Here is a 21,386-nt window from a genome sequence, read left to right on the forward strand (position 1 = left end):
GATAATTGTTGTTTGTATACCGAGTTTTTTTCAAAAAGTGCGAAAGGGAGGGAAAGAAAATGTTCATGAGGAAGAAAAGAGAAGGTTTCACGCTTATAGAACTTTTGATAGTCATGGCCGTTATCGCCGCTTTGATGGGCGCGCTTATTCCTGTGGCGTTGAGTGCAATAAACCATGCAAATGCAACAAGGATAGCAGAGAATTTACAGTCTCTGGTGACTCAGGTCCAGCAATACGCCTATTCGAATCATACGTTACCAACTATTAGTGATTTGTCGACAAGTGTTTCCGGAGGGAATATAAATGATTATGTTATTGGTACTTATAGTGGAGGAAACCTTAGACTACTAATCAAACATTAACATCTTCACAAACTATTTTTGCAGTTGCTTATAAGCCAAGTTTTAATGCGACCGCTGTTCATAATGTTTGGAGCGGAGTTACAACTATCGGTGCATCGGTAGCAGCAACAGGTGTTGTTGTAAAATACTGGTGATCAAATCGGCTAATAGCATATAGCGCATAACAAATGGCACGTAGCAGGTGGCGTGTAGCACGTGGGAAAACCAGTAACGCGTGATCGGCAGATGGCTAATAGCACAAATGACAAGAAAAAGATTAGAGATTAGACATTAGAGAGAAAAGCGAAGATATTCAAAGCGATTTGAAGATAATTGAATATAAGCGGAGGAGATCGGCAAAGATCGCCTCCTATTCTTTTATTTGGCTTAATTATGGCAGATTTGAGGAATTACCTTAAAGGCTTTAGTGCGATCCCGCCTCACGTGCGGGATGACAGGAAGTGTAATTCCGCCCTCTGATCAAATTAGAAATGGTGGATGACACGATCAGACCAAAATATGTGTAGATGGATATTTCTGTTATAATTGAAGTAGTGTCGATAACGATCAATTTGGTACGAAAGAGGTGTTATCTGTGCAAAATACAAAAAATTTAAGAAAAAAGCTCAAAGATTCGATTGACAATCTTTCGGATGATGAAATCAAAAGACTTTGGGAAGAATATGAAGATCTAATAATCGAGCGTGAACTGAACAAAGATCCGAATTTTTTCAAAGACGCTAAAGATGCCTTAAATGGCGTGAATATTGTTTCGAATGAAGAAGTGAAAAGGCAGTTCAATCTGTGATCTACTGGCACAAAAAAGCCATGAAACATTTTGAAATGATTCCTCGTGACTACCAATTAAAAATTGATGTGGCAGTGGAAAAACTTCCAGATGGAGACGTTAAACCTTTACATGGAAAATATGCTGATTTCTTTAGACTCAGAGTCGGAGATTACAGAGTAATCTTTGAAAAGAAGGAAAATGACATCTTCGTTCTTGAAGTTCTTCCGAGGGGAAAAGTATATTGATGTTCTCTTTGAGGCCTTTGCATCAAAAAGATCTTGAAAATGAATCGTATTATATCTGAGATCCTGAAACAAGTTCAGGATGACAAAATGTTTAGGATAACAAAGATTGCGGGATGACGGGGAAATCCCTAATGTTTTGTTTTTGCCACAACCTACCCGCCGTTTTGCTTTTCTGCTCACTGATCACGCGTTACCCGTCACTGTTTTTTTCCACGTGCTACACGCCACCCGCTACGTGCTGCTTTTAACTATTTCCTTCACAACTTTTATGTCTTCTTCGTGTTCTTGATCGCCACCGGGCGTTTCGAGGATCATTGGAATTGTTCTGAAAAATGCTTCCGAAAAGAACGTTTCAAATCCTTTTACGCCTATAAAACCTTTGCCGATTCTTTCGTGTCTGTCTTTATGCACGCCAAGCGGGTACATTGAATCGTTCAGATGGCACATGACAAGATGATCTCTGCCGATCGTTTCGTCGATTTCGTCCATGAGTTTTTTCATTCCGTCTTTTGAGGTTATATCGTATCCGGCGTCAAAGCCATGGCATGTATCGTATGTGAAATATAAATTATATCCGCTTAGATCGGCAATTTTTTTGAGTTGGCGAAAGTTGTGTCCGATGTTTCCTCCTTTCGGAGAAACTATTTCAAGCAGCAACACAACGTCTTTTGGACTGTCTTCCATTATAGTCGCTATCGAATGGCCGATTCTTTGAATCGCGCTTTCTTCCGATTCTCCAAGGCCACTGCCGGGATGGACGTTGAGGTATTTGATCTTGAGCAAACTCGCAAGTTCGAGTTCTTTTTTCATGAGTTCTATCGATTTTTCAAGCACTTCGGGGTTAGGGCTCGCAAGGTTTATGAGATAACTCGCGTGAATCATCACTTTGTCGCCTTTTATGTTTTGTCTTTTCATCCCCGCTATGAAGGCATCGCGTTCGGGGTCATTCGACTTTACGTTTACGTTCCACATTCTCGGACTGTGAGAGAAGATCTGAAACGTGTTTCCGCCTATTTTAATGGTTCTGTCGGGTATCGTCGAAAGCGGACTTGTCATATGAGCGCCTATGTACATTCAAATCACATCTTCCATTTCAAATTCAACTTTCAGAGTTTTGCCGTCGAAATGCGATTCTGTTTTTTTACCATTTAGGGTGACTTCTATGATTTGTCTTGGAGCGTTTAAAAAGTTCATCTGGACCTTTTTATATTTTCCCGCGTATCCATGATTTAAGGCCTTTATTCCTATCGTGTATCCCTGACTCAACGCGCCGACGGCGAACTCGTAAAGGTTGTACTTTCCGGCTTTGTAATCGAGCGTTTCACCGTCATCTTCGTAAAGATATCCAACCGCTTCCTGACCGTAAATGTCTACGTAAAGGTTCATCTTTTCTTTCTCAAAGATGTAATTCGCGGGATCGGTCTTGAAGATCATGGAATTTTCTTTTATAAAGATTGGAATTTCGTCAAGCGGGGCGTCGATCTTGTAAACGTGATCTTCTTCGTAAAGGTTGCCGTTTCTCATGTCGATCCATTTTCCTTTTGGGATGTAGACCGTTCTCCACGTCGCATTCGGCCTTGTTATGGGGGCCACGAGAATCGAGTCTCCGAAAAGAAATTCATCGTTTATCGAGTACAGATTTTCGTTATCCTGATCGAGAAACAAAAGCGGGCGCATAACGGGTACTCCGTCTTTGTGAGAAAAATAAAATGCGGTGTATATGTACGGGAAAAGTGCATACCTTAATTTTATATATTTTCTGATCGTGTCTTCGATCTGTTTTCCGAAAGACCAAGGTTCCTGACGCGATGTGCCGATGGCGCTGTGATTTCTGAAAAACGGGAAAAAAGCGCCCATTTCGGTCCATCTGGCAAGCAATTCTCCGTCCGCGTTTCCTCCGAAACCACCCACGTCCGTGCCCGTGAAAGCAACTCCGCTCATTCCGAGTCCCATGGAAATGGGCATTTCAATTTCGAGATGTTCCCACCAACTTGAGTTGTCTCCGGTCCACACGGCGGCGTACTTTTGAATTCCCGCAAATCCTGCCCTTGTCAAAATGAAAGGCCTTTTATTCGGTTTGTACATCTCAAAAGCCTGTTTTGTCGCCATCGCTTCGAGGTAGGCGTAGATATTTCTCACTTTGAAATGCGGCCAAATCTTGCCCTTGTCATCTTTGTGAACTATTTCGTCTCCAAAATCTTCCTGCGCAAAGAACGCTTTCGCCTCGCCGAGGATTTGAAAATCGATCTCTCCTTTTTGCATCAACTCAAAGACTTTGGATGTTTTCGAATCAGTCCAAACTATCGCCGGCTCATTCATATCGTTCCATACGCCGTCGACACCGTTTTCAAATAAAGATTTATGTGATTTTGCCCACCATTCTCTTACGTCCGATCTCAGAAAATCCGGAAAATTGCATCTGCCCGGCCAGACATAGCCCGTGAAATCTTTTCCGCTTCGATCTTTGACAAAAGCATCTAACGATTTTCCTGATTTGTAAATTTCGTAATTTTCATCTACTTTGACGCCGGGATCGATTATGGTGACGATCTTAAATCCCAACTTTTTCATCTCTTGAGAGAAACTTTTCGGATTTTTGAAATTTTCTCCCCATGTAAAGACCCTGTATCCGTCCATGTAATCTATGTCAAGATATATAACGTCGCACGGAATATCGTCCGATCTTAATTTTTTGGCGATATCTAACGCTTCGGAAGCGGTGGAGTAACTCCATCTCGATTGCTGATAACCAAGTGACCATGCGGGAGGCATTTCCATTTTCCCAACGAGTTGCGTGAATTTACCGACAACATCCTGCACTTTGGGACCGTAAATGAGGTAAAGTTCAATGCCGTCGTCTTTGGCCGATACGTCGAAATCATTTCCCGTTTTGAAAAAAGTGTAAGATGTGGAATTTGCGAATATTCCCATTGCAGGTTTTTTAGGAGAAACGGCGATGAAAAACGGGATGGATATGTACATCGGATCAAGATCCGGCGTATGGAGGGGATTATCCATGTTTTGCATTTTAAAGTGCTTACCACGTTTGTCAAGGTAGCCCATCTTTTCTCCGAAACCAAAAAAATGCGCATTTTCGTATGAAAAGGTCACAGAGAAAATGCCGCCATCGACCTTCGAATCTTTTTCGGATATGATAGTTTTGCCCGCATCGATCACCTGCAATTTTCCGTTTATCTCTTCGCATTTTAAGCCGGAATATGCATCTTCGTATGGCAAAGTTACATCTACGGGGTTCGTCGGATTGCCGTAAACGACCTTAAAAATCGAACCGTTAATTTTCTCAATCGTAGGCATTTAAACCCTCCTTCATTTGTAAAATTCAGAAACAGGTTGAAATTGATTTTTCATTCTCAACAATTCGGATGACCCGTTTTTAGACACGAGAAAATAAGTATCCGAAGCATCATTGCTGGTTACGACGCAGGAGCGATCAAGTGAGATGGTGTAGGTCGTTTTTACCGTCGGGGTGCCCGAAAGGAAAAAAACGTAATCGGAAAGTCCCGGCCTCATATCTGCCTGAAGCAAAAGTTGGCCGCCTTTGGTCACGTTTATCCATACGCCTTTCTTTCCCGTTATGTAAATGCCGAAATAATCCGAATTTGGATTTACAGAGGAAAAGGTCAGGATTTTTTCGAGATCTATGTTGCCGTTTGAAAGAAAGTTATACGAATTTATGTACTCATCGACGACTCCGCCGGGAGATATGCTCTGTTTCAAAGTAGAAATATCCGAATCGATTCCATTCAATCGTCCGCTTATCGATCCCATCGTTTTGTTCAAATTAGAAATTTCCGCCGAATCCGATCTGACAAGCGCAAAATCGAGTATGCTCATAAAAGTTGCGAAAATGGCAGCGACGATAACCAATATGACGACTATCTTGTAGATAAGCGGGGTATTTTCTTCATCGTTCAAAAGATCACATCCGTTTCATGATGTCACTTTTGTCTTAAAATGCTTATCAAGTCCATCTTGTTTTCTTTCTTGTTGATAAGCCTTTTTATGTTTTCATGATGTCTGTAAACGCTCAAAAGGAAAAGAAAAACCAAAGTGATACCCAGATATTCCTGTCTCAGCGCAAAAGCCAATATCGATGCAACGCCGAGACCTATCATCGAGGCTAAAGAAACGTATTTCGTCGCAAGCGCAAAAACGATCCAGATTCCAAGAAAGCCAAGCGCAACCAAAGGATTAACGGCAAAGACAAAGCCTAAAGTTGATGCAACTCCCTTTCCTCCTTTGAATTTCATGTAAATCGGGTAATCATGGCCTATGACCGCAAAGGTACCGGCAAGCAATATCCAGACAAGATCGAATCCCAAAAGTCTTGCGATCAAAACAACGATAAAAGATTTAAAAATGTCAAGGAACATTGAAATAAAACCAATCGCAGGCCCGCCTGCCCTTAAGGCGTTTGTGCCGCCGACATTCCCGCTTCCCACTTTTCTTACATCTACCCCTTTTATGTAGGGTAAGATGTAACTGAAAGGTATGCTTCCGACAAAATAAGAGACAATTACCCAGATTACTTCAAAAATCATGACTCTCTTCTCGCCCTTACGGTTATTTTCAAAGGTGTTTTTGCAAAGTTATCTATCTGTTTTCTTAAAAAGTTTTCGTAAGACCTTTTCATGCTGTCGTCAAAAAGTTCGGGAAAATTGACGAAAACGGAGATGGTCGGCGGAGAGGTTCCGGTCTGCGTCGCGTAGAAAAGTTTCAATTTCGACGAAATCGAATGCTCGGCCGAAAAGCGTGAGGTCGCATTCGCAATTTTTGACGTTTGAACGTTTGAGGTGTATCCGTCGTAAACGTCCACGATTTCTTTCATAAGACTGTCTATGTTCCACTTCTCGGCAGCAGACAACGGCACGAAAGGACTGTAAGATATGAAAAAAAGCGCTTTTTGGGCTTCGTCAAGAATCCCTGCCTTTGCGATATCCCATTTGTTTAAAACCACGATCGGAGCCTTTGAATATTTCAATATCATGGAGGCAATTTTTTTGTCCTGATCGGAAATTTTTTCCGAAGCATCAACTACGAGTAACGAGATATCCGAATTCATTATTGCCCTTATCGTTCTGGCACCGCTGAAAGATTCGACTGTCCCTTTCTCGACGTGCGACCTTCTTCTTAGACCGGCCGTGTCGATGAAAAGTATTTCTCTCCCTTTGTAATTGAAAGACGCATCTATGGTGTCTCTTGTGGTGCCCGGAATGTCCGTTACTATCGAGAGAGATTCGTTGATTAAGGCATTCAGCAAAGAAGATTTTCCGACGTTCGGCCTTCCGACGATCGAAACCCTTACGGTCGTTTCGGTTATATTCTGGCCGGAATCGGGTATCCTTTTCAACACGGCATCTATCAGCGTTTCGAATCCGATGTTGTGCTCGGCCGAGACAAAGATCGGATCGCCCATGGAGATCGAGTATATCTCATCCAAGTTCTTTTTGTAGGCCTCTCCTTCGGCTTTGTTCACGATTAAAAGGCACTCTTTACCGGATTTTCTGATTATATCCGCAACTTCTTCGTCTTCTTCCGTTATGTTGGACCTCCCGTCGATGACAAAGATCACCAAAGATGCCATCGCTATCCAATGTTTTAAAGCATCGTTCATGCTTTTTTCTATATCATCGGCCGGATCGACGAAGTATCCCGGCAGATCGACGATTCTGATGTTTTTTCCTTCCAAATTTATGTCAGAAATAACCGGATCTCTGGTTAGGCCTTCGTAATCGGCCACCAGAGATCTTCTGAAACCAACTAATTTGTTGAATATACTTGACTTTCCAACGTTCTTTTTTCCCGCTATGACGACTGCGGGCAAATTAAGATTGCTTTTCACCTTTTTGATTCACCATTTCTCCTATTGTCGTTCTCATAGGCCCTTGATTAAAAAATTCATCTTCTTTCGGAGATTCTTTTTTGGCATGTGGAGCCTGTTCGGTGGGTTCTCCTTTTATGGTCACAACCATATCTCTTTCATCCAATTGAGGGTTGTAAGATATCTTGTGGACTTTCGCCTTAAAGGTATCTCCGACCTTTATTCCCTCGTAAAATTGAGATTTGGGTAAAAATCCTTCAACGTTGAAATCCACCACGCGCAGAATCGCACCCGAATTTTTGAGATTGACGATTTCACAATCAACCGAAGTACCCATCTTGACGTTCTTGGCAAGTTCTTCCCATGGATCTTTCTGCAATCTTTTAACGCTCAATTTCATCCTTCTCTTTTCAGGATTTATCTCGAGTATTTCCGCTTCAACTTCCTGATTTTTCTTGAAAAGATCGGAAGGATTTTTGACGAAATTCCACGAGAGTTCGGAAATGTGGGCAAAACCCGAAACTTCTTCTTCGATGCCAAGTATCACTCCGGTATCGAGTATCTTTTCAACTTTCGTTTTCACCGTATCGCCGACATGGTACTTTTCTTCGATGCCGTTCCATGGATCTCCTCCCACATCTTTTATGCTGAAAGAAATCCTTCTTCTGTTTTTGTCTATTTCTGTGACTTCGACTTTTACGTTTTCATTTTCATGGAAATAGTCTTTAAGGTTTCTTCTGTAATTTCCCCAAAAGATGTCTTCCGATCTGACAAGACCCTTTATGCCATCTGAAATTTTCACAAAGACACCGTAAGGCGCTATACCCGTGACTGTTGCATCCACAACGGTACCGACGGGATACTTTGCCTCTATGTCATCCCATGGATCGTTAGAAAGTCTTTTGAGACTTATGGACATCTTTCTGTTTACCGTGTCTTTAGATATGACAACGCCTTCAATTTTATCGCCGACACGGAATTTGTCTTTAAAGTTGACATTTTTGTCCCAACTTATTTCACTTCTCGGAAGCAGTGCCGTCATAGGTCCCACATCCACAAACGCCCCGAAAGAGGTTATATCCTTTATAACACCGGTTAATTTGCTACCAAGTTCTATACCGTTCAAAAACTCTTCGACTTGCTTTTTCACGAGTGCATCCATTGAAAGTACTATGTTGTTGCCGTTGTTGCGTTCTTCAAAATTTATAACTTCAAATTCGAATTCTTTTTTCACAAGGTCTTCGTTGGATATGCTGTTTAAATAAGATGCCTGAGATCCTGGCAAAAAGGCCGAAAGAGTACCTTCTATTTCAACGGTGTATCCACCTCTGACTTTTTTGGTAACGTAACCTTTGACAGTCCTTTTCTCTTCCATGCTTTTTCTTACTTCTTCAAGGAGTTTCGGTATCATAAATCTGCGTTCGGAAAGGTAAGTCCTCGCGCCCTCTTCTTCTCCTTTGTAATTTATAACCATAGCCTCTATCGTCTCACCAGGTTTGTAACTTTCAGGATTTCTCACGAGTTCTCTTTTCGTTATCATTCCTTCAGTTTTAGCCGATAGATCGACTATAACGTATTCGGTACCTGAACTTAAGACGGTACATTTTCTTACTTCTCCGACAGTTGGTGTTCCTACATTTTCGCTTTCGAGATACTTCTCGAATTCTTCTTTTCCATTAAACTCTTCGCCGTTTTCCATGATCTTCGCCCCGAAGGGCACACCTCCTTTAATTTTTGAACGTCCTCAACCTTTCAACGATTTCATCGACTATTCCCATTGAAGTTGAGGTTCCACTGCAAATTCCAACACTTTCGGCAGCATCAAACCATTCCGGTTTTAAATCTGCCACGTTTAGAACGAGATAGGTTTTATAATTGATGCTTTTGGCTATATTAAAAAGTTTTCTCGTGTTAGAACTCTTGCTACCTCCTATTACCAAACAAACATCATTTTCACTTGCTAAAACCTTCACCTCTCTTTCTCTTTGATATGTAACGTTGCATATGCTGTTTTTTATCATCACGGATGATAAGTCTTCTATGTTCTCGACTATTGCCTTTGAAATTTCTTTAAAGCCATCCGCGTCCATCGTTGTTTGAGAAAAAAGCGCGATCTTTTTGGTCGAATATCTTAAACTTTCGAGAGAATCAAAAACTTTCAAATCGTTAACGACGCTTTTGAGAAAAACAACTTCGTCATGTTTATCGTGTCCGTAAAGCAAAACTTCAAATCCCTGTTTTTTTGCGTCCAAAATCGATTCTGAAAGTGACAAAACGACGGGACATGTGGCATCGACGACTTTTTTGGCATGTGCTTTAATCTTCTCAAGTTGATCTACGGGCACGCCGTGTGCCCTTATGAGTACCGTTGCTTGAGAGAGGTCCGGCCACTTTGAAGTAACGTCAAAAGTTTTGAGTCCAAGTTGATTGAGTTTTTTCATTTCTTCTTCGTTGTGTATGAGTTCACCCGTTACGTAAACATTCTCGCCTTTTTCAAGCAACTTTTTTGCGATTTCGACAGCCTTGTCAACTCCGAAACAAAAACCTATATCTTTTGCAACTTTAATTCTTAGCAATTTTTATCCTTTCCATGTAAAGATTGTATATTTTTTCTATCACATCGTCAAGAGAAAGACCGTCTGTAAGCACTGTAACCGCATCAGATGCAGGTTTTAAAGGGGCTATTTCCCTTGAAGAATCGATCGAATCTCTTGCTTTTATCTCGTTTATTATATCTTCAAAATCGGCATTCAAACCTTTTGCGATGAGTTCTTTGTATCTTCTCATTGCCCTTTCTTCAACGGAAGCGGTAAGAAAAATTTTCAGAAAAGCATCCGGCAGCACAACGGTTCCTATGTCTCTGCCCTCAACGACGAAATTGTCTGATTTGACGATATCTCTGCTTTTGTCGGTTATGATTTTTCTTATCTCGGGCACTTCGGCAACTTTCGATACGACTTTTCCGACTTCCAAAGTTCTTAAATCATCTTCGTGAACTTCTCCGTCCATGATAATCGCGCTGTCGAGGGCTGAAAAACGTTTCTTGTCAATCATATCAAAAAATTTCTGTGAAAACTCAGGCTGACCTGCTTTAAGCCACAAAAGCGCCACCGCTCTGTATATGTTTCCGGTGTTAAGATGTTTAAAGCCCAATTTTTTTGCAAGCCCAGCCGCGACTGAACTTTTACCAGATCCAGCCGGCCCGTCTATGGTCACGTAAATCATGATGGTTTCTTGCGATCGTTGAAAATTTTGAAACAGCATTTCATGATCGATGATCCTCCAGTTTTATTCCGAGTTCTTTGAGTTGATCTTCGGAAACCTCAGAAGGGGTATCCATCATGAGATCGGTACCGCTCGCAGTTTTCGGAAAGGCTATGACATCACGCAAAGAGGTTACACCGATCATGACAGAAACAAGTCTATCTACGCCTATGGCAAAACCGGCGTGGGGCGGAGCCCCGTATTCAAAGGCCTCAAGAAAAAAGCCAAAACGTTTTTTTGCTTCTTCTTCGGTTATGCCGATGAGTTTAAAAACCCTTTCTTGAAGTTCTCTCGTATGAATTCTAACACTTCCGCTTCCCATTTCCCATCCGTTTATGACGAGGTCGTAAGAGTGGGCTCTTATCTTTGAAAGATCGTCCGGTTTGCTTTCAAGATCTTCGAGATAAGGCATCGTGAAAGGATGATGCTGGGCTTGGAATCTTTTATCTTCTTCGTTCCATTCAAACATCGGAAAATCGTTTATCCAAAGCACTTTAAAAGTATTTTGAGGAATTATTTCAATTTTGTTAGCAATTTCAACTCTTACCCTTCCCAAAAAGGTACTGACCTCATGCTTTTTGCCAGCACAAAGTATCACGGTTTCGTCATCTCCGACTTTCACATCCGATGTCAGCGTTGAAAGCAATTTACCGACACTTCCCGTGAAATTGGTACCATGAAACTTCGCCCAGCCGAGTCTTAAATTCGAAGACTTGGCCGATTCTGAATACGCGTCAAGATCTTTTCTCGAAAGCACGTCGTTTTTTGGAACGACGATCATCTTCGTTTCTTCTCCGTCTCGAGGACTTAAAAAATCAAGTTTGGACGCAAAAGGCTTTGACGTGAGGTTTTCCATCTTCATTTCAAATCTCAGATCGGGCTTGTCAGATCCGTACAATTCCATCGCCGTTTGATACTGCATCGACGGCACATCGCCTATATCCTTTCCAAGCACCGATTTAAAAAGATGTTTGACAAGATTTCCAACCGTCTTCTGTACGTCTTCCTGATCGACGAATGACATTTCGAGGTCTATTTGCGTGAATTCAGGTTGTCTGTCTGCCCTGAGATCCTCGTCTCTGAAACATCTTGCTATCTGGTAATATCTATCAAAACCTGCTATCATGAGCAATTGCTTGAATATCTGGGGAGACTGCGGCAGCGCGTAGAAAGTGCCACGCTTGATCCTTGACGGAACGATGAAATTTCTCGCTCCTTCCGGTGTCGATTTCATGAGATACGGTGTTTCTATTTCAAGGAAGTCAAGGGAATCAAGATACTCTCTTGTCTTTTGAACGAGTTTGTGTCTGAAGATAAGGTTAGATTGTAAAGTTCTTCTTCTCAAATCAAGGTACCTGTATTTTAGCCTTACGTCTTCGCTGCCTTCATCTCTGTTTGTGTATATGGGAGGAGTTTTGGACTCGGCGAGAATCTCGACTTTTTTTGCCAATATCTCTATGTTTCCGCTCGCAAGATCGATGTTTTTGGCATCTTTCGGCCTTTCTCTCACAACCCCTTCGACACCGATGACATATTCACCTGAAAGTTTTTTTGCGATCTCGTAAGCAGGCGTCTCGGGCTCAAATAATACCTGAACAATTCCGTACCTGTCTCTTACCCACACAAAAATTATACCACCGAGATTTCTTACTCTGTCTACCCAGCCATTGATTATAACGGTTTTATCGATCAAAGATTCATTCAACTCGTGAAGTCTGTAATTTCTCTTAAGCATTTTTTCAGGGATTTCTCCTTTCAGCGTTTTTAAAAAGATTATACTAAACTTACTTTGAAATCCGAATGCTTATTTACCATCGCGGCGGGCAGGATGCCCTCGAAATGGCCTCCGCAGCGCAGCGAGGACCAGACATTGAGAGGGCGCCTGCCGGAGCGACAATTCGGAATCAGAATTTTGTTTAGTATACTAAACCTCTTTTAAATTCGATCAAGTATACCATAAAGAACAGGATACGTGTTGATCTTCAAAACTTGTTATGGTAAAATCTTTATGTGCGGCCATAGCTCAGTTGGTAGAGCATCAGCTTCCCAAGTTGAGGGTCGCGGGTTCAAGTCCCGTTGGCCGCTCCATCAAGCCCTCTTAGGAGGGTATTTTTTTAAGAAGGTGATAACAATGCAAACGATCGAAGCGATTAAACACAGAAGAAGCGTGAGGAAATACATCGACAAACCCATTAAAAATGAGATTTTAAAAGACATTGTGGATTGCGGAAGACTTGCCCCAAGCGGGAACAATTCACAGCCATGGGAATTTCTTGTCGTGACGAAACGTGAAGACCTTGATTTTTTGGCAAAGGTCACAACTTACGGGAAATTTCTGAAAGAGGCGGGGGCATGCATCATCACTTTTTGTGAAAAAAATAACAGGCACCATGTCGAAGATGGATCGGCGGCAACGGAAAACATGATTTTGGCCGCAACGGATTACGGCATAGGCACATGCTGGATAGCAGGATACAACAGGACCTATGAAGAGGATATAGTTTCACATTTCAACGTTCCTCAGAATTTAAGAATGATATCCATCATATCTTTAGGATATTACGACAGCCATCCTTACATCCCGAATAAAAGATCCATAGATGAAGTTTTGCACTGGGAAAGATTTTGATGATCGCATTGAAGTTTTTAAAAACACCCACAGGCGATCTTTTTGCCTCTCAATGCCGAAAATTTTTGAATCATCTTTAAATTCAATTTTCGGACTTGAATTATGTAATCTTTTGTATTACAATATTCATGGAGGAGAAAATGATTATCAAGCAATTGATCATAAAAGAAAGTCAAAAACAACATCTTTGGCAGGCTCACAAAGTAAAGGCAAAAGAAGTTTATGAATCAGTTTTAATAGATGTTAAAAGAAAAATATATCGTGCTCCTGAAACGATTGAAAGCAAAAAAGGGTATTTATATTTCATTTTTGGACAGACATTAAGTGGTCGATGTTTGATAACTCTTCTTAGAATTTTTGAGGATGGAAACGCATATGTGATTTCATCAAGAGAGATGAATGCAAAAGAAAAGAGAAAGTACTATGGGAGATGATCAAATGGGCAAAAAATTACCTTCTTTTAAAACAGAAAAATCATTAGTTGAATGGTTCGAGAATAATTCTTTATCGGAGTATGATTTGGATGAAGTGAAAGAAACTTCAGATGAAGAACTCTTACCATTGACGATAAGGTTGGATAAGACAGATATAGAAAAATTAAAGAAAGCCGCGCAAAAAATGGGTATAGGCCATACGACTTTAGCACGCATGATCATTCGAAAGGAACTCGAATCTGCAAATAAATCTTGAAGATCTCAAAAGATTCACCGGAGGCTTGAAAACTGATATTTCTTCAAAGAATGCATCAAGCATCATAAAAAGCCTCTCACATTTGATGACAACGATAATAGGGGATCGCATTGAAGTTCTTAAATGCGATTCTCATATTTTGCGGATCGAAAATGGCCGACAATGGTATATAATTGATATGAAACAAGATTTCGTTGAGAGGTGTTTTAATGTTAAAATTAAGGTTTTACGGCGATCCGGTTCTTAGGAAAATCTCAAAAGCAGTTCAAAATGGGGAATTAAGCGAAACATTTTTGAAAGAGATGAGCGAGATCATGTACACTCAAGATGGCGTCGGTCTTGCCGCACCGCAGGTCGGAATTTCAAAAAGATTTTTCCTCTACGACATAGGGGAGCAACTCAACGTGGTTGTAAATCCGGAGATACTCGAAAAATCAAAAGAAACGGAGATCGGTCAGGAAGGATGCTTAAGCATTCCCGAAGTGTACGAAGATGTCCCAAGGTCGGCAAAGATTAAGGTAAAGTATCAGGATCAGCATGGTAACTTTTATGTCAAAGAAATGACAGGTTACGAGGCACGTGTTTTTCAGCATGAACTTGATCATCTTAATGGAAAACTTTTTATAGATTACCTGAGTTTGATAAAACGGAGAACGCTTAAACCGCAACTCGACGAGATAAAGGAAAAGGGAGAAGAGATTTTGAAGCGAAAACTTCATTCGCCCGAGGGCACAAAAAGTGTATGATCATGTTGCCTTCTTCGGATCTTCTGAGTTTGCCGTTCCCGTTCTCAAATCAATACTTGATTCCACAGACGTAAAGGTAATTGTAACTCAGATACCCCGCATGGCAGGACGTAACAGGCGTTTAACGCCCACTCCTGTATCTGCTTTTGCCCACAAAAACGGGTTAAATGTTATGGAAGTTGAAAATGTCAACGATGAAGGGTTCATAAAAACTTTAAAAGATTTGAATATTCAACTGGCAATAGTTGTCGCCTTCGGACAAATTTTGAAGCCAATTTTGCTTGATTCGGTTCCAAAAGGCTTTTTCAACGTTCATGCATCTTTATTGCCTGCGTACAGGGGCGCAGCCCCCATTCAAAGGGCATTGCTTGACGGCGTTGAAGAGACCGGCATTACGATATTCAAAATAGACAAAGGTCTTGATACAGGTAAGGTCGCTTTGATGGAGAACCTAAAGGTAGACCCTTTGGATACTTTCGATACTTTAAGCGAAAAATTGTCTATGTTGGGATCATCTTTGATCAAAAAATTCATGGAAAGTCCTGAAATACTTCTCAAAGATCAAAATGGAGCACCTTCTTACGCAAAAAAGATATCTTCCGAAGAAACCATCATAAAGTGGAATTATCCCGCCGCAAAAATAGGTAATCTGATAAGGGCATTTGATTCGAGACCGGGATCAAGGACAACTTTAAATGGGGAAATGGTTAAACTTTTCGGCTTTAAAGGAATTTCACAGATGCGTGGAAGGCCAGGAGAAATTTTGAAGATAAATTCCGAAGCAATCGTTGGATGCGAAGATTTTTCGATCGTCATATCGAAGATTCAATTTCCATCTAAGCGGGTGATGAGTTTTGGTGAGGCCCAAAATGGTCACAAAATTATCTCTGGCTCTCTTTTTGGCGCTTAGCGTTTTGGAGGTTTACGGAATGCAAATTCAGATAAAGGGTGATCTTGGTCTTTCTTACGGTTTTGGCGATCAATCTATTTTAGAAAGCCTTGGCATTCAACAGGGCTTTAATTTCAATCAGCAACTTCAATTTACTTTGAGCGGTGAGGTCAACGATGGGCTTTACGTTTCTGCAAATGTCGGAACGGAAACGACGACGGTTACGCTTTATTATGTCCCGTTGAACGTTCAACTCGGAAATGTAACCACCTCTGCTTACGGCGTAAATAATTTTTCCGTCTTTGGAATTAAAGTACCGAATGCGTCTTTCGGCCAGTTATCCGGCAATATTTTGAACACGACGGTAACGGTTTCTCCTTTGGTCCCTTATGCGACAATCGGTGCTATACTTTACGGAAGCGTCGTGATTTATTCAGATGGTCAGGTTTTAAGTCCGACACTTTACACGATCGATTACACAACGGGAACGATTTATTTTTCCGATCTGACATCGACGAAAACTTTCACAGTCGAATATCAGAGCGGCTCTTCAAGCGCTGGCACATATCTTTTGACGACTTCTGCCGGAACGAAAGATGGCAATTACAACCTTAACGGCACATTTTGCACTGTTTTTTCAACTCCGTCAGATCAGTTTTTTGGTTTCGGAGAGATAAATAACGATAAATTTTCAATTCAAGGTGCCGTCAACGTCGATCAAATGCCTTCTTTTAAACTGGGAATGACAGAACATGATTTTTTTTTTGGACAGGACGTGAAAATGGCACTCTCTTACGTTTCTGAAGGGTTCAGATATCCGTTAGGCATAGTTCAGGTTCCGGGGATAGGCGGAAATGTATCAGTCGGTCCGGTCAGTTTCTCTTTCAACAAAGATTACTTTGGAATAACCGAAAGTGGATCTTCGATCAACTCGTCTTTGGAGATAGGTACCCAAAACGGGATAAACGCATCGGTGAGATGGAAAAATTTTGAAACTGCTTTGAGCATTTCAGCATCAAATGTGACCACTTTTGAATCTTTTTCAAATGACGTCTTTAATTTGATGGTAGGCCAAAATTTTTCAAATTCCACAAACTGGTGTGTTTTACAGATCGCAACTCCCGTAAGCGTTGAGGCAAGTGTGAGTTCTTACGGCTTCGGTGTTTCTTTATCAAAATTGATGGGACCTGCTTTGTTAAATGCATCATTTTCAACCTTTCAAAATTACAATCAGGCAAGTTTGGGTGTATCGAACCTTTTGGTATATGAAATTCCATTATCCGGAAACATACAAATTTCTAATTCTTCTACTTCATCGATCATGGGAAACTTGAGTTTTTCCATTCCTGCAGGCACAATAGGTCTGAGTGCGACGACATTTCCGTCTTTTGGCCTTTCGTTTTCCAACAACACATGGAATTTAAACGGACAGATCTGGAACAACGGCTGGAATTTAACCGCCGGTGTTCAGACTGATTTTTCAAACTTCACTTTGAATGGAAATCTTGAGTTTGAAAACGATCAGAATCGATTCGGAGGATCAATTTCTTTGAATTTGAGTGGTCAGATATGATAATCGAAAAAATGATAAGTGGCGGATTCGGCCTCGGTCGAAAGGACGGAAAGATCTACCTTGTGAGAGGCGCATATGAAGGAGAAGATATTGACGTCGAGATCGAAAAGCAATCAAAAGATGTCGTCTTTTGCAGTGTAAAAAGCGTTAACACGCCTTCTCCGAAAAGGCGAATTCCCGTTTGCGAACATTTCGGATCGTGTGGCGGCTGCGATTGGATGGACCTTGAGTACGAGACTCAACTTGAGTACAAAAGGGATATATTCGTGGATCAGATGAAACATATCGCCAATGTCGAGATTTTATCTCCGGAGATCGTTCCAACCTCTGAGTATGCTTACAGGAACAAAGTCGAGTTCGTTGTAAAAGACGGCAAAATAGGCTATTTCGGTAAAAATTCCCACGATTTCGTTGAAATAAATGAGTGTCATATCATTTCACATGCTTTGAACGAGATAAAAAATGAAGCGAAAAAATACGATTTGAGATATTTTGATCATCTTATCCTTCGTGAAAGCGATGACAAAAAAATGGCCGTATTCGTCTCATCGACCGCTCAAAAGATACCCGAGATCGCAGATGAAACGGTATCGCTCGTAAATAACTCTCATGTTGTCATGGCCGGTCATCAAAAAATCATCACGGGAAAAGGATACCTTGAAATAAAGGTGAATGGAATAACTTACAGGATTCCACCAAAATCTTTTTTCCAGATCAATTACGAAGGTGCTGAGATCCTTTCTTCGAAAGTCAAAGAGTATGCCCAAACGGGCAAAAACTTACTTGATCTGTATTGCGGAGTTGGATTTTTCACGCTTCAGGTTGCCAAAAATTTTGATCGTCTGACAGGCATTGAAAGTTCTCCTTCGTCTATAATCGAAGCGAGAGAAAATGCAAAATTAAACGGAATTTCGAACGTAAAGTTCACGCTTTCAAAAACATCGAAATTCAACTTTTCAAATTACGATGTCGTAATCGCAGATCCGCCAAGAAGCGGTATTGACAAAGAAACCATGAACGCGATTCTTGAAATCAAACCCGAAAGGTTTGTTTATGTTTCCTGCGATGTTGCAACTTTCGCAAGGGATTCTTACAAATTGATACAAAAAAGGTATAAAATAAAAGATGTGATGCTTGTGGATCTTTTTCCTCAAACGCATCATTTTGAGATCGTATCTCTATTTGAAAGAAAAGAGGTGGATTGAATGTTAAAAATGGGTGATAATGCGCCGGAATTTTGTCTTCCGGATCAAGACGGAAAAGATCTTTGTCTGAAAGATCTGAAGGGAAAATGGGTAGTGCTGTATTTTTATCCCAAAGATAACACGCCCGGATGTACGGCAGAGGCCTTATCCTTTACGGAGCATAAAGACGAAATAAGCGGACTCAACGCTGAAATTGTCGGGATAAGCGCCGATAGCGTCGAAAGTCATAAAAAATTCATTGAAAAGAGAAATTTAAAGATAAAACTTTTAAGTGATCCCCAAAGAAAGGTCATAGCGCTTTACGATGCAAAAGGAGTTTTGGGAACAACGAGAAGCACATTTTTAATAGATCCAGACGGAAAGATAGCAAAGATCTGGCCAAAAGTCAGCGTTAACGGTCACGCAGATGACGTCAAAAATTCTATTTTGAATTTGAGAGTAAAATGATGTTCGATAAATCTTCATTTGAGGAGATGAAAAAAGAGATCGAAAGTCTCCTCGAAGATCGAAAAGATAAATTTGAATCAATATGCCGGTACCTGTACGATCATGTCCCTTACTACAACTGGGTGGGTTTCTATCTTGTCGATGGATCGAAGAAGTTAAAACTCGGGCCTTACGTTGGCGAACCAACGGTGCACACGACAATATCTTTCGGTCAAGGTATATGCGGTCAGGCCGCACAGACGAAACATAACTTTGTAATTCAGGATGTTTCGAAAGAAACGAATTACCTTTCGTGCAGTCCGGATGTTAAAAGTGAGATCGTAATACCGATGATGAAAAACGGGAAAGTCATAGGAGAACTTGATATAGATAGCCACTATCTTTCTCCTTTTGATGAAAAAGACGAGGCATTTTTGGAATGGATATGCAAAATGGTGACGGGTAACGCGTGATCAGTGAGCAGTAAAACAGCGGGTAGCCGGTGGCAAGAAAGAGACATTAGGGATTGGAGATTAGAGAAAAAAACAGTGACGCGTGGAAAAGGCGGACGGAGGCGGAGAGCATGATGCCGCGAGGTGGCCTCCGCAGCAACGCGAGGACCAGACACCGAAGGGCGAATGCTGGAGCCGACGCACAAAAAGGCACATGGCTAATAGCATATGGCAAATAGCACATGGGGAAAGGACGAAAATTAGAGATCAAAAATGCAAGGAGATGACTTTAATTGATATCAACCATAACAATGAGATGGGATGGAAAGGCACTTGAACTTATAGATCAAAGAAAACTTCCGCAAGTGGAGGAATACCTCAAATGCACGACATCCGATTGCGTCGCATCTGCGATAAAGGACATGGTGGTAAGAGGTGCTCCCGCGATAGGCGCTACGGCGGCATTTGGATACGTTATAGGCGCCATGGAAAACGTTAAAAACTTAACCGAAGAAAGAATGAACTCCGTCAAGGAAAAACTGGCCAAAACAAGACCAACGGCCGTTAATCTCTTTTGGGCGCTTGATAGGATGAATTCAAAATTTTTGTCTTTAAAAGGCCAAAAACCTGATTTTATCATAGATGAGTTGAACAAAGAGGCTGAAAAGATAGCCTGCGAAGACATAGATGTCAACAAGAAAATGGGTGAATACGGCCAAAAGTTGTTGCCGGAAGATTCAACCGTCATAACCCATTGCAACGCCGGTGCCCTTGCGACCGTGGATTACGGTACCGCCTTAGGAATGATCCATGCCGCGATAGATCACGGAAAACATGTAAGTGCGTATGTGGATGAAACAAGGCCATATTTGCAGGGTGCAAGACTCACCGCATGGGAACTTATGAAGTTGGGCGTGAAGACCACGCTAATATGCGATAACATGGCGGGATGGGTCATGAAGACGAGAAAGGTGGATGCCGTCATCGTGGGTGCCGACAGGATTGCCGCAAACGGAGATGTGGCCAACAAGATAGGCACGTACTCTTTGGCGCTGCTTGCAAAACGTCATAACGTCAAATTTTATGTCGTCGCACCTTTATCAACGATAGACGTGAAGATAAAAAGCGGTCTTGAGATTCCAATAGAGGAAAGGTCTCACGATGAAGTTACTGCTGTAAGAGGTGTAAAAATAGCACCGGAAAAGGTCGGCGTTTACAATCCGGCATTTGACGTTACCGATGCCGATCTTGTCGATGCCATAATCACGGAAAAAGGTATTCTTACATATCCTTACGACAAGAAAATAGCCGATATCACAAGAGGAGGATAGTTTTACGGATGAGTGATGTAGAAACTTTTGTCAAAAAAATCTCCGTCTTTTTTAAGGATAGATCGGTCGTTAGAATGCTCATAAAAGTCGAAAATGATCTTTTGAGAACGCAAATACTTTCCGAACTTTTCAAACGAATAGAAGTTAACGATCCGTCCTACGATACTTTTGAGATAGATAAAAATGGCAACATAAGCATAGATACGATAAGAAACATAAAAGAATTTTTGTCATATCCCCCTTCTTTTTCGTCGAGAAAGTACGTCATCATAGATGAGATGACGCTTATGACTCCAGAAGCGTCTTCGGCTATCCTCAAGGTCGTCGAAGAACCGCCGGAGTTTTCTGCTTTTATATGTTTTTCTTCGAATTTGAATGGCATCTTTTCGACCGTTAAAAGTCGTTTTTCGATTTTCAAACCTTACATAGATCCGGTTGAGTCGGTTATTGAGTCTTTGAAAGTTGAAAATTCGGAGGTTGAAGATGTTTTGAGAACGGATTTGGCGCTGGCGATGAATTATAAAGAAAATCCGGAGATGATTCGAAAATCTTTGAAAGACTTAGAAGAAAATCCGGTTAAATGCTTTTCGAAATCTTTTAAAGACAGATCTTATTTCATGCTGCCCGCGGCGGCTGAAAGGATATTGCTTACGGTAGATGTTAAAAACATATCAAAGTGCTTTCAGTCGTTGCAACCTTTGTTTGATGAAGAAGGATCGCAAAAGGTGATCGATGTTTTTTTCAACTCAGCCTTAATTCTCTGTGAAGATATGGTGATTTTCAACTTCACAAGTTACTGGAAAGATCTCGGCAGAAAATCTTATTCGGTCTATTACTCGAAGATGAAAGCGCCATCCGAGGAATTCATAAAACGAATATCAACCGTGAAACATGGCAACATAAGCAAAGACCTTTTGATCTTTTGGCTTTTACTCAACTTTGCAATTTTAAAGAAGGTATGAA

23 protein-coding genes and 1 tRNA gene are annotated in these 21,386 nt (G+C 41.2%); 15 read left to right on the forward strand and 9 right to left on the reverse strand.

Translation table 11 applies throughout. The features are described from left to right. Positions 1–65 precede the first annotated feature (65 nt). The 3 genes from ACP5NR_RS01330 (at position 66) to ACP5NR_RS01340 (ending at position 1,376) form a co-directional block, all read left to right on the forward strand. Positions 66–362 carry a type II secretion system protein gene (locus ACP5NR_RS01330; protein WP_428005820.1) on the forward strand — a complete coding sequence of 99 codons (297 nt, stop codon included), beginning with the start codon at positions 66–68 and terminating at the stop codon, positions 360–362. Between the two features lie 574 nt (positions 363–936). Next, positions 937–1,149, forward strand: coding sequence for a hypothetical protein (locus tag ACP5NR_RS01335; protein ID WP_428005111.1), 213 nt, complete (start codon positions 937–939; stop codon positions 1,147–1,149). Beyond that, positions 1,146–1,376, forward strand: coding sequence for a type II toxin-antitoxin system RelE family toxin (locus tag ACP5NR_RS01340; protein WP_428005112.1), 231 nt, complete (start codon positions 1,146–1,148; stop codon positions 1,374–1,376). Before ACP5NR_RS01335 ends, ACP5NR_RS01340 begins: the two co-directional genes overlap by 4 nt. A 231-nt stretch (positions 1,377–1,607) precedes the next feature. Here ACP5NR_RS01340 and ACP5NR_RS01345 read toward each other — a convergent pair whose 3' ends face one another. The 9 genes from ACP5NR_RS01345 to aspS are packed head-to-tail and all read right to left on the reverse strand — an operon-like array spanning position 1,608 to position 12,217. Further along, positions 1,608–2,450, reverse strand: a complete 843-nt coding sequence (locus ACP5NR_RS01345; protein WP_428005821.1) for a deoxyribonuclease IV — start codon at positions 2,448–2,450, stop codon at positions 1,608–1,610. Beyond that, the gene (locus tag ACP5NR_RS01350) at positions 2,451–4,691 is read right to left on the reverse strand and encodes a TIM-barrel domain-containing protein (protein ID WP_428005822.1); all 2,241 of its coding nucleotides are present in this window, start codon (positions 4,689–4,691) and stop codon (positions 2,451–2,453) included. It abuts the gene before it with no gap. 12 nt (positions 4,692–4,703) lie between these two features. Continuing rightward, a complete protein-coding gene (locus tag ACP5NR_RS01355) occupies positions 4,704–5,312 on the reverse strand; it encodes a hypothetical protein (protein WP_428005115.1) in 609 nt (202 codons plus the stop codon). A gap of 23 nt (positions 5,313–5,335) precedes the next feature. Continuing rightward, positions 5,336–5,938 (reverse strand): glycerol-3-phosphate 1-O-acyltransferase PlsY, encoded by a 603-nt coding sequence (gene plsY, locus ACP5NR_RS01360; protein WP_428005116.1) that lies wholly within the window; start codon positions 5,936–5,938, stop codon positions 5,336–5,338. Continuing rightward, entirely contained in the window at positions 5,935–7,239 is a 1,305-nt protein-coding gene (der, locus tag ACP5NR_RS01365; protein ID WP_428005823.1) for a ribosome biogenesis GTPase Der, read from the reverse strand. Before der ends, plsY begins: the two co-directional genes overlap by 4 nt. Continuing rightward, positions 7,223–8,917 (reverse strand): S1 RNA-binding domain-containing protein, encoded by a 1,695-nt coding sequence (locus ACP5NR_RS01370; protein WP_428005824.1) that lies wholly within the window; start codon positions 8,915–8,917, stop codon positions 7,223–7,225. Before ACP5NR_RS01370 ends, der begins: the two co-directional genes overlap by 17 nt. Before the next feature lie 28 nt (positions 8,918–8,945). After that, a complete protein-coding gene (gene ispH, locus ACP5NR_RS01375) occupies positions 8,946–9,794 on the reverse strand; it encodes a 4-hydroxy-3-methylbut-2-enyl diphosphate reductase (protein ID WP_428005118.1) in 849 nt (282 codons plus the stop codon). Continuing rightward, a complete protein-coding gene (gene cmk / locus ACP5NR_RS01380) occupies positions 9,781–10,443 on the reverse strand; it encodes a (d)CMP kinase (RefSeq protein WP_428005119.1) in 663 nt (220 codons plus the stop codon). Before cmk ends, ispH begins: the two co-directional genes overlap by 14 nt. 40 nt (positions 10,444–10,483) lie before the next feature. Continuing rightward, positions 10,484–12,217 (reverse strand): aspartate--tRNA ligase, encoded by a 1,734-nt coding sequence (aspS, locus tag ACP5NR_RS01385; protein ID WP_428005120.1) that lies wholly within the window; start codon positions 12,215–12,217, stop codon positions 10,484–10,486. A gap of 277 nt (positions 12,218–12,494) precedes the next feature. On the opposite strand from aspS, the gene ACP5NR_RS01390 reads away from it, so the two are divergent. The 12 genes from ACP5NR_RS01390 (at position 12,495) to ACP5NR_RS01445 (ending at position 21,385) form a co-directional block, all read left to right on the forward strand. Further along, positions 12,495–12,570, forward strand: a tRNA-Gly gene (locus ACP5NR_RS01390). Between the two features lie 43 nt (positions 12,571–12,613). Then, on the forward strand, positions 12,614–13,111 hold the full coding sequence (locus ACP5NR_RS01395; RefSeq protein ID WP_428005121.1) for a nitroreductase family protein: 498 nt from the start codon (positions 12,614–12,616) through the stop codon (positions 13,109–13,111). Between the two features lie 140 nt (positions 13,112–13,251). Further along, a complete protein-coding gene (locus ACP5NR_RS01400; protein WP_428005825.1) occupies positions 13,252–13,545 on the forward strand; it encodes a hypothetical protein in 294 nt (97 codons plus the stop codon). Between the two features lie 4 nt (positions 13,546–13,549). Next, positions 13,550–13,801: a CopG family antitoxin gene (locus ACP5NR_RS01405; protein ID WP_428005123.1), complete on the forward strand. Its 252-nt coding sequence runs from the start codon at positions 13,550–13,552 to the stop codon at positions 13,799–13,801. Positions 13,802–14,010: 209 nt separating this feature from the next. Next, on the forward strand, positions 14,011–14,547 hold the full coding sequence (gene def, locus ACP5NR_RS01410) for a peptide deformylase (RefSeq protein ID WP_428005124.1): 537 nt from the start codon (positions 14,011–14,013) through the stop codon (positions 14,545–14,547). After that, a complete protein-coding gene (gene fmt, locus ACP5NR_RS01415) occupies positions 14,540–15,457 on the forward strand; it encodes a methionyl-tRNA formyltransferase (RefSeq protein WP_428005125.1) in 918 nt (305 codons plus the stop codon). Before def ends, fmt begins: the two co-directional genes overlap by 8 nt. Next, on the forward strand, positions 15,417–17,009 hold the full coding sequence (locus tag ACP5NR_RS01420; protein WP_428005126.1) for a hypothetical protein: 1,593 nt from the start codon (positions 15,417–15,419) through the stop codon (positions 17,007–17,009). The genes fmt and ACP5NR_RS01420 overlap by 41 nt, the downstream gene beginning before the upstream one ends. Further along, positions 17,006–18,214, forward strand: a complete 1,209-nt coding sequence (locus ACP5NR_RS01425) for a class I SAM-dependent RNA methyltransferase (protein ID WP_428005127.1) — start codon at positions 17,006–17,008, stop codon at positions 18,212–18,214. The genes ACP5NR_RS01420 and ACP5NR_RS01425 overlap by 4 nt, the downstream gene beginning before the upstream one ends. Then, positions 18,215–18,661: a peroxiredoxin gene (locus ACP5NR_RS01430; protein WP_428005128.1), complete on the forward strand. Its 447-nt coding sequence runs from the start codon at positions 18,215–18,217 to the stop codon at positions 18,659–18,661. It begins immediately after the preceding gene. After that, positions 18,658–19,113: a GAF domain-containing protein gene (locus tag ACP5NR_RS01435; protein WP_428005826.1), complete on the forward strand. Its 456-nt coding sequence runs from the start codon at positions 18,658–18,660 to the stop codon at positions 19,111–19,113. Before ACP5NR_RS01430 ends, ACP5NR_RS01435 begins: the two co-directional genes overlap by 4 nt. Before the next feature lie 290 nt (positions 19,114–19,403). Continuing rightward, positions 19,404–20,423, forward strand: coding sequence for an S-methyl-5-thioribose-1-phosphate isomerase (gene mtnA / locus ACP5NR_RS01440; protein ID WP_428005140.1), 1,020 nt, complete (start codon positions 19,404–19,406; stop codon positions 20,421–20,423). A gap of 8 nt (positions 20,424–20,431) precedes the next feature. After that, the gene (locus tag ACP5NR_RS01445) at positions 20,432–21,385 is read left to right on the forward strand and encodes a hypothetical protein (protein ID WP_428005130.1); all 954 of its coding nucleotides are present in this window, start codon (positions 20,432–20,434) and stop codon (positions 21,383–21,385) included. The last annotated feature ends 1 nt before the right edge of the window (position 21,386 follow it).

Origin of the sequence: Athalassotoga sp. (genome assembly GCF_049965695.1) — a bacterium.
In the GTDB taxonomy this organism is placed as follows: Bacteria; Thermotogota; Thermotogae; order Mesoaciditogales; family Mesoaciditogaceae; genus Athalassotoga.

Coding starts and splice junctions, on each gene's coding strand:
- ACP5NR_RS01395 (WP_428005121.1), top strand. CDS start 12,614: ATGCAAACGATCGAAGCGATTAAACACAGAAGAAGCGTGAGGAAATAC.
- ACP5NR_RS01350 (WP_428005822.1), bottom strand. CDS start 4,691: ATGCCTACGATTGAGAAAATTAACGGTTCGATTTTTAAGGTCGTTTAC.
- def (WP_428005124.1), top strand. CDS start 14,011: ATGTTAAAATTAAGGTTTTACGGCGATCCGGTTCTTAGGAAAATCTCA.
- ACP5NR_RS01330 (WP_428005820.1), top strand. CDS start 66: ATGAGGAAGAAAAGAGAAGGTTTCACGCTTATAGAACTTTTGATAGTC.
- ACP5NR_RS01425 (WP_428005127.1), top strand. CDS start 17,006: ATGATAATCGAAAAAATGATAAGTGGCGGATTCGGCCTCGGTCGAAAG.
- ACP5NR_RS01430 (WP_428005128.1), top strand. CDS start 18,215: ATGTTAAAAATGGGTGATAATGCGCCGGAATTTTGTCTTCCGGATCAA.
- ACP5NR_RS01405 (WP_428005123.1), top strand. CDS start 13,550: ATGGGCAAAAAATTACCTTCTTTTAAAACAGAAAAATCATTAGTTGAA.
- plsY (WP_428005116.1), bottom strand. CDS start 5,938: ATGATTTTTGAAGTAATCTGGGTAATTGTCTCTTATTTTGTCGGAAGC.
- ACP5NR_RS01400 (WP_428005825.1), top strand. CDS start 13,252: ATGATTATCAAGCAATTGATCATAAAAGAAAGTCAAAAACAACATCTT.
- ACP5NR_RS01435 (WP_428005826.1), top strand. CDS start 18,658: ATGATGTTCGATAAATCTTCATTTGAGGAGATGAAAAAAGAGATCGAA.
- cmk (WP_428005119.1), bottom strand. CDS start 10,443: ATGATTTACGTGACCATAGACGGGCCGGCTGGATCTGGTAAAAGTTCA.
- mtnA (WP_428005140.1), top strand. CDS start 19,404: ATGAGATGGGATGGAAAGGCACTTGAACTTATAGATCAAAGAAAACTT.
- ACP5NR_RS01420 (WP_428005126.1), top strand. CDS start 15,417: ATGGTCACAAAATTATCTCTGGCTCTCTTTTTGGCGCTTAGCGTTTTG.
- ACP5NR_RS01345 (WP_428005821.1), bottom strand. CDS start 2,450: ATGTACATAGGCGCTCATATGACAAGTCCGCTTTCGACGATACCCGAC.
- ACP5NR_RS01370 (WP_428005824.1), bottom strand. CDS start 8,917: ATGGAAAACGGCGAAGAGTTTAATGGAAAAGAAGAATTCGAGAAGTAT.
- aspS (WP_428005120.1), bottom strand. CDS start 12,217: ATGCTTAAGAGAAATTACAGACTTCACGAGTTGAATGAATCTTTGATC.
- ACP5NR_RS01445 (WP_428005130.1), top strand. CDS start 20,432: ATGAGTGATGTAGAAACTTTTGTCAAAAAAATCTCCGTCTTTTTTAAG.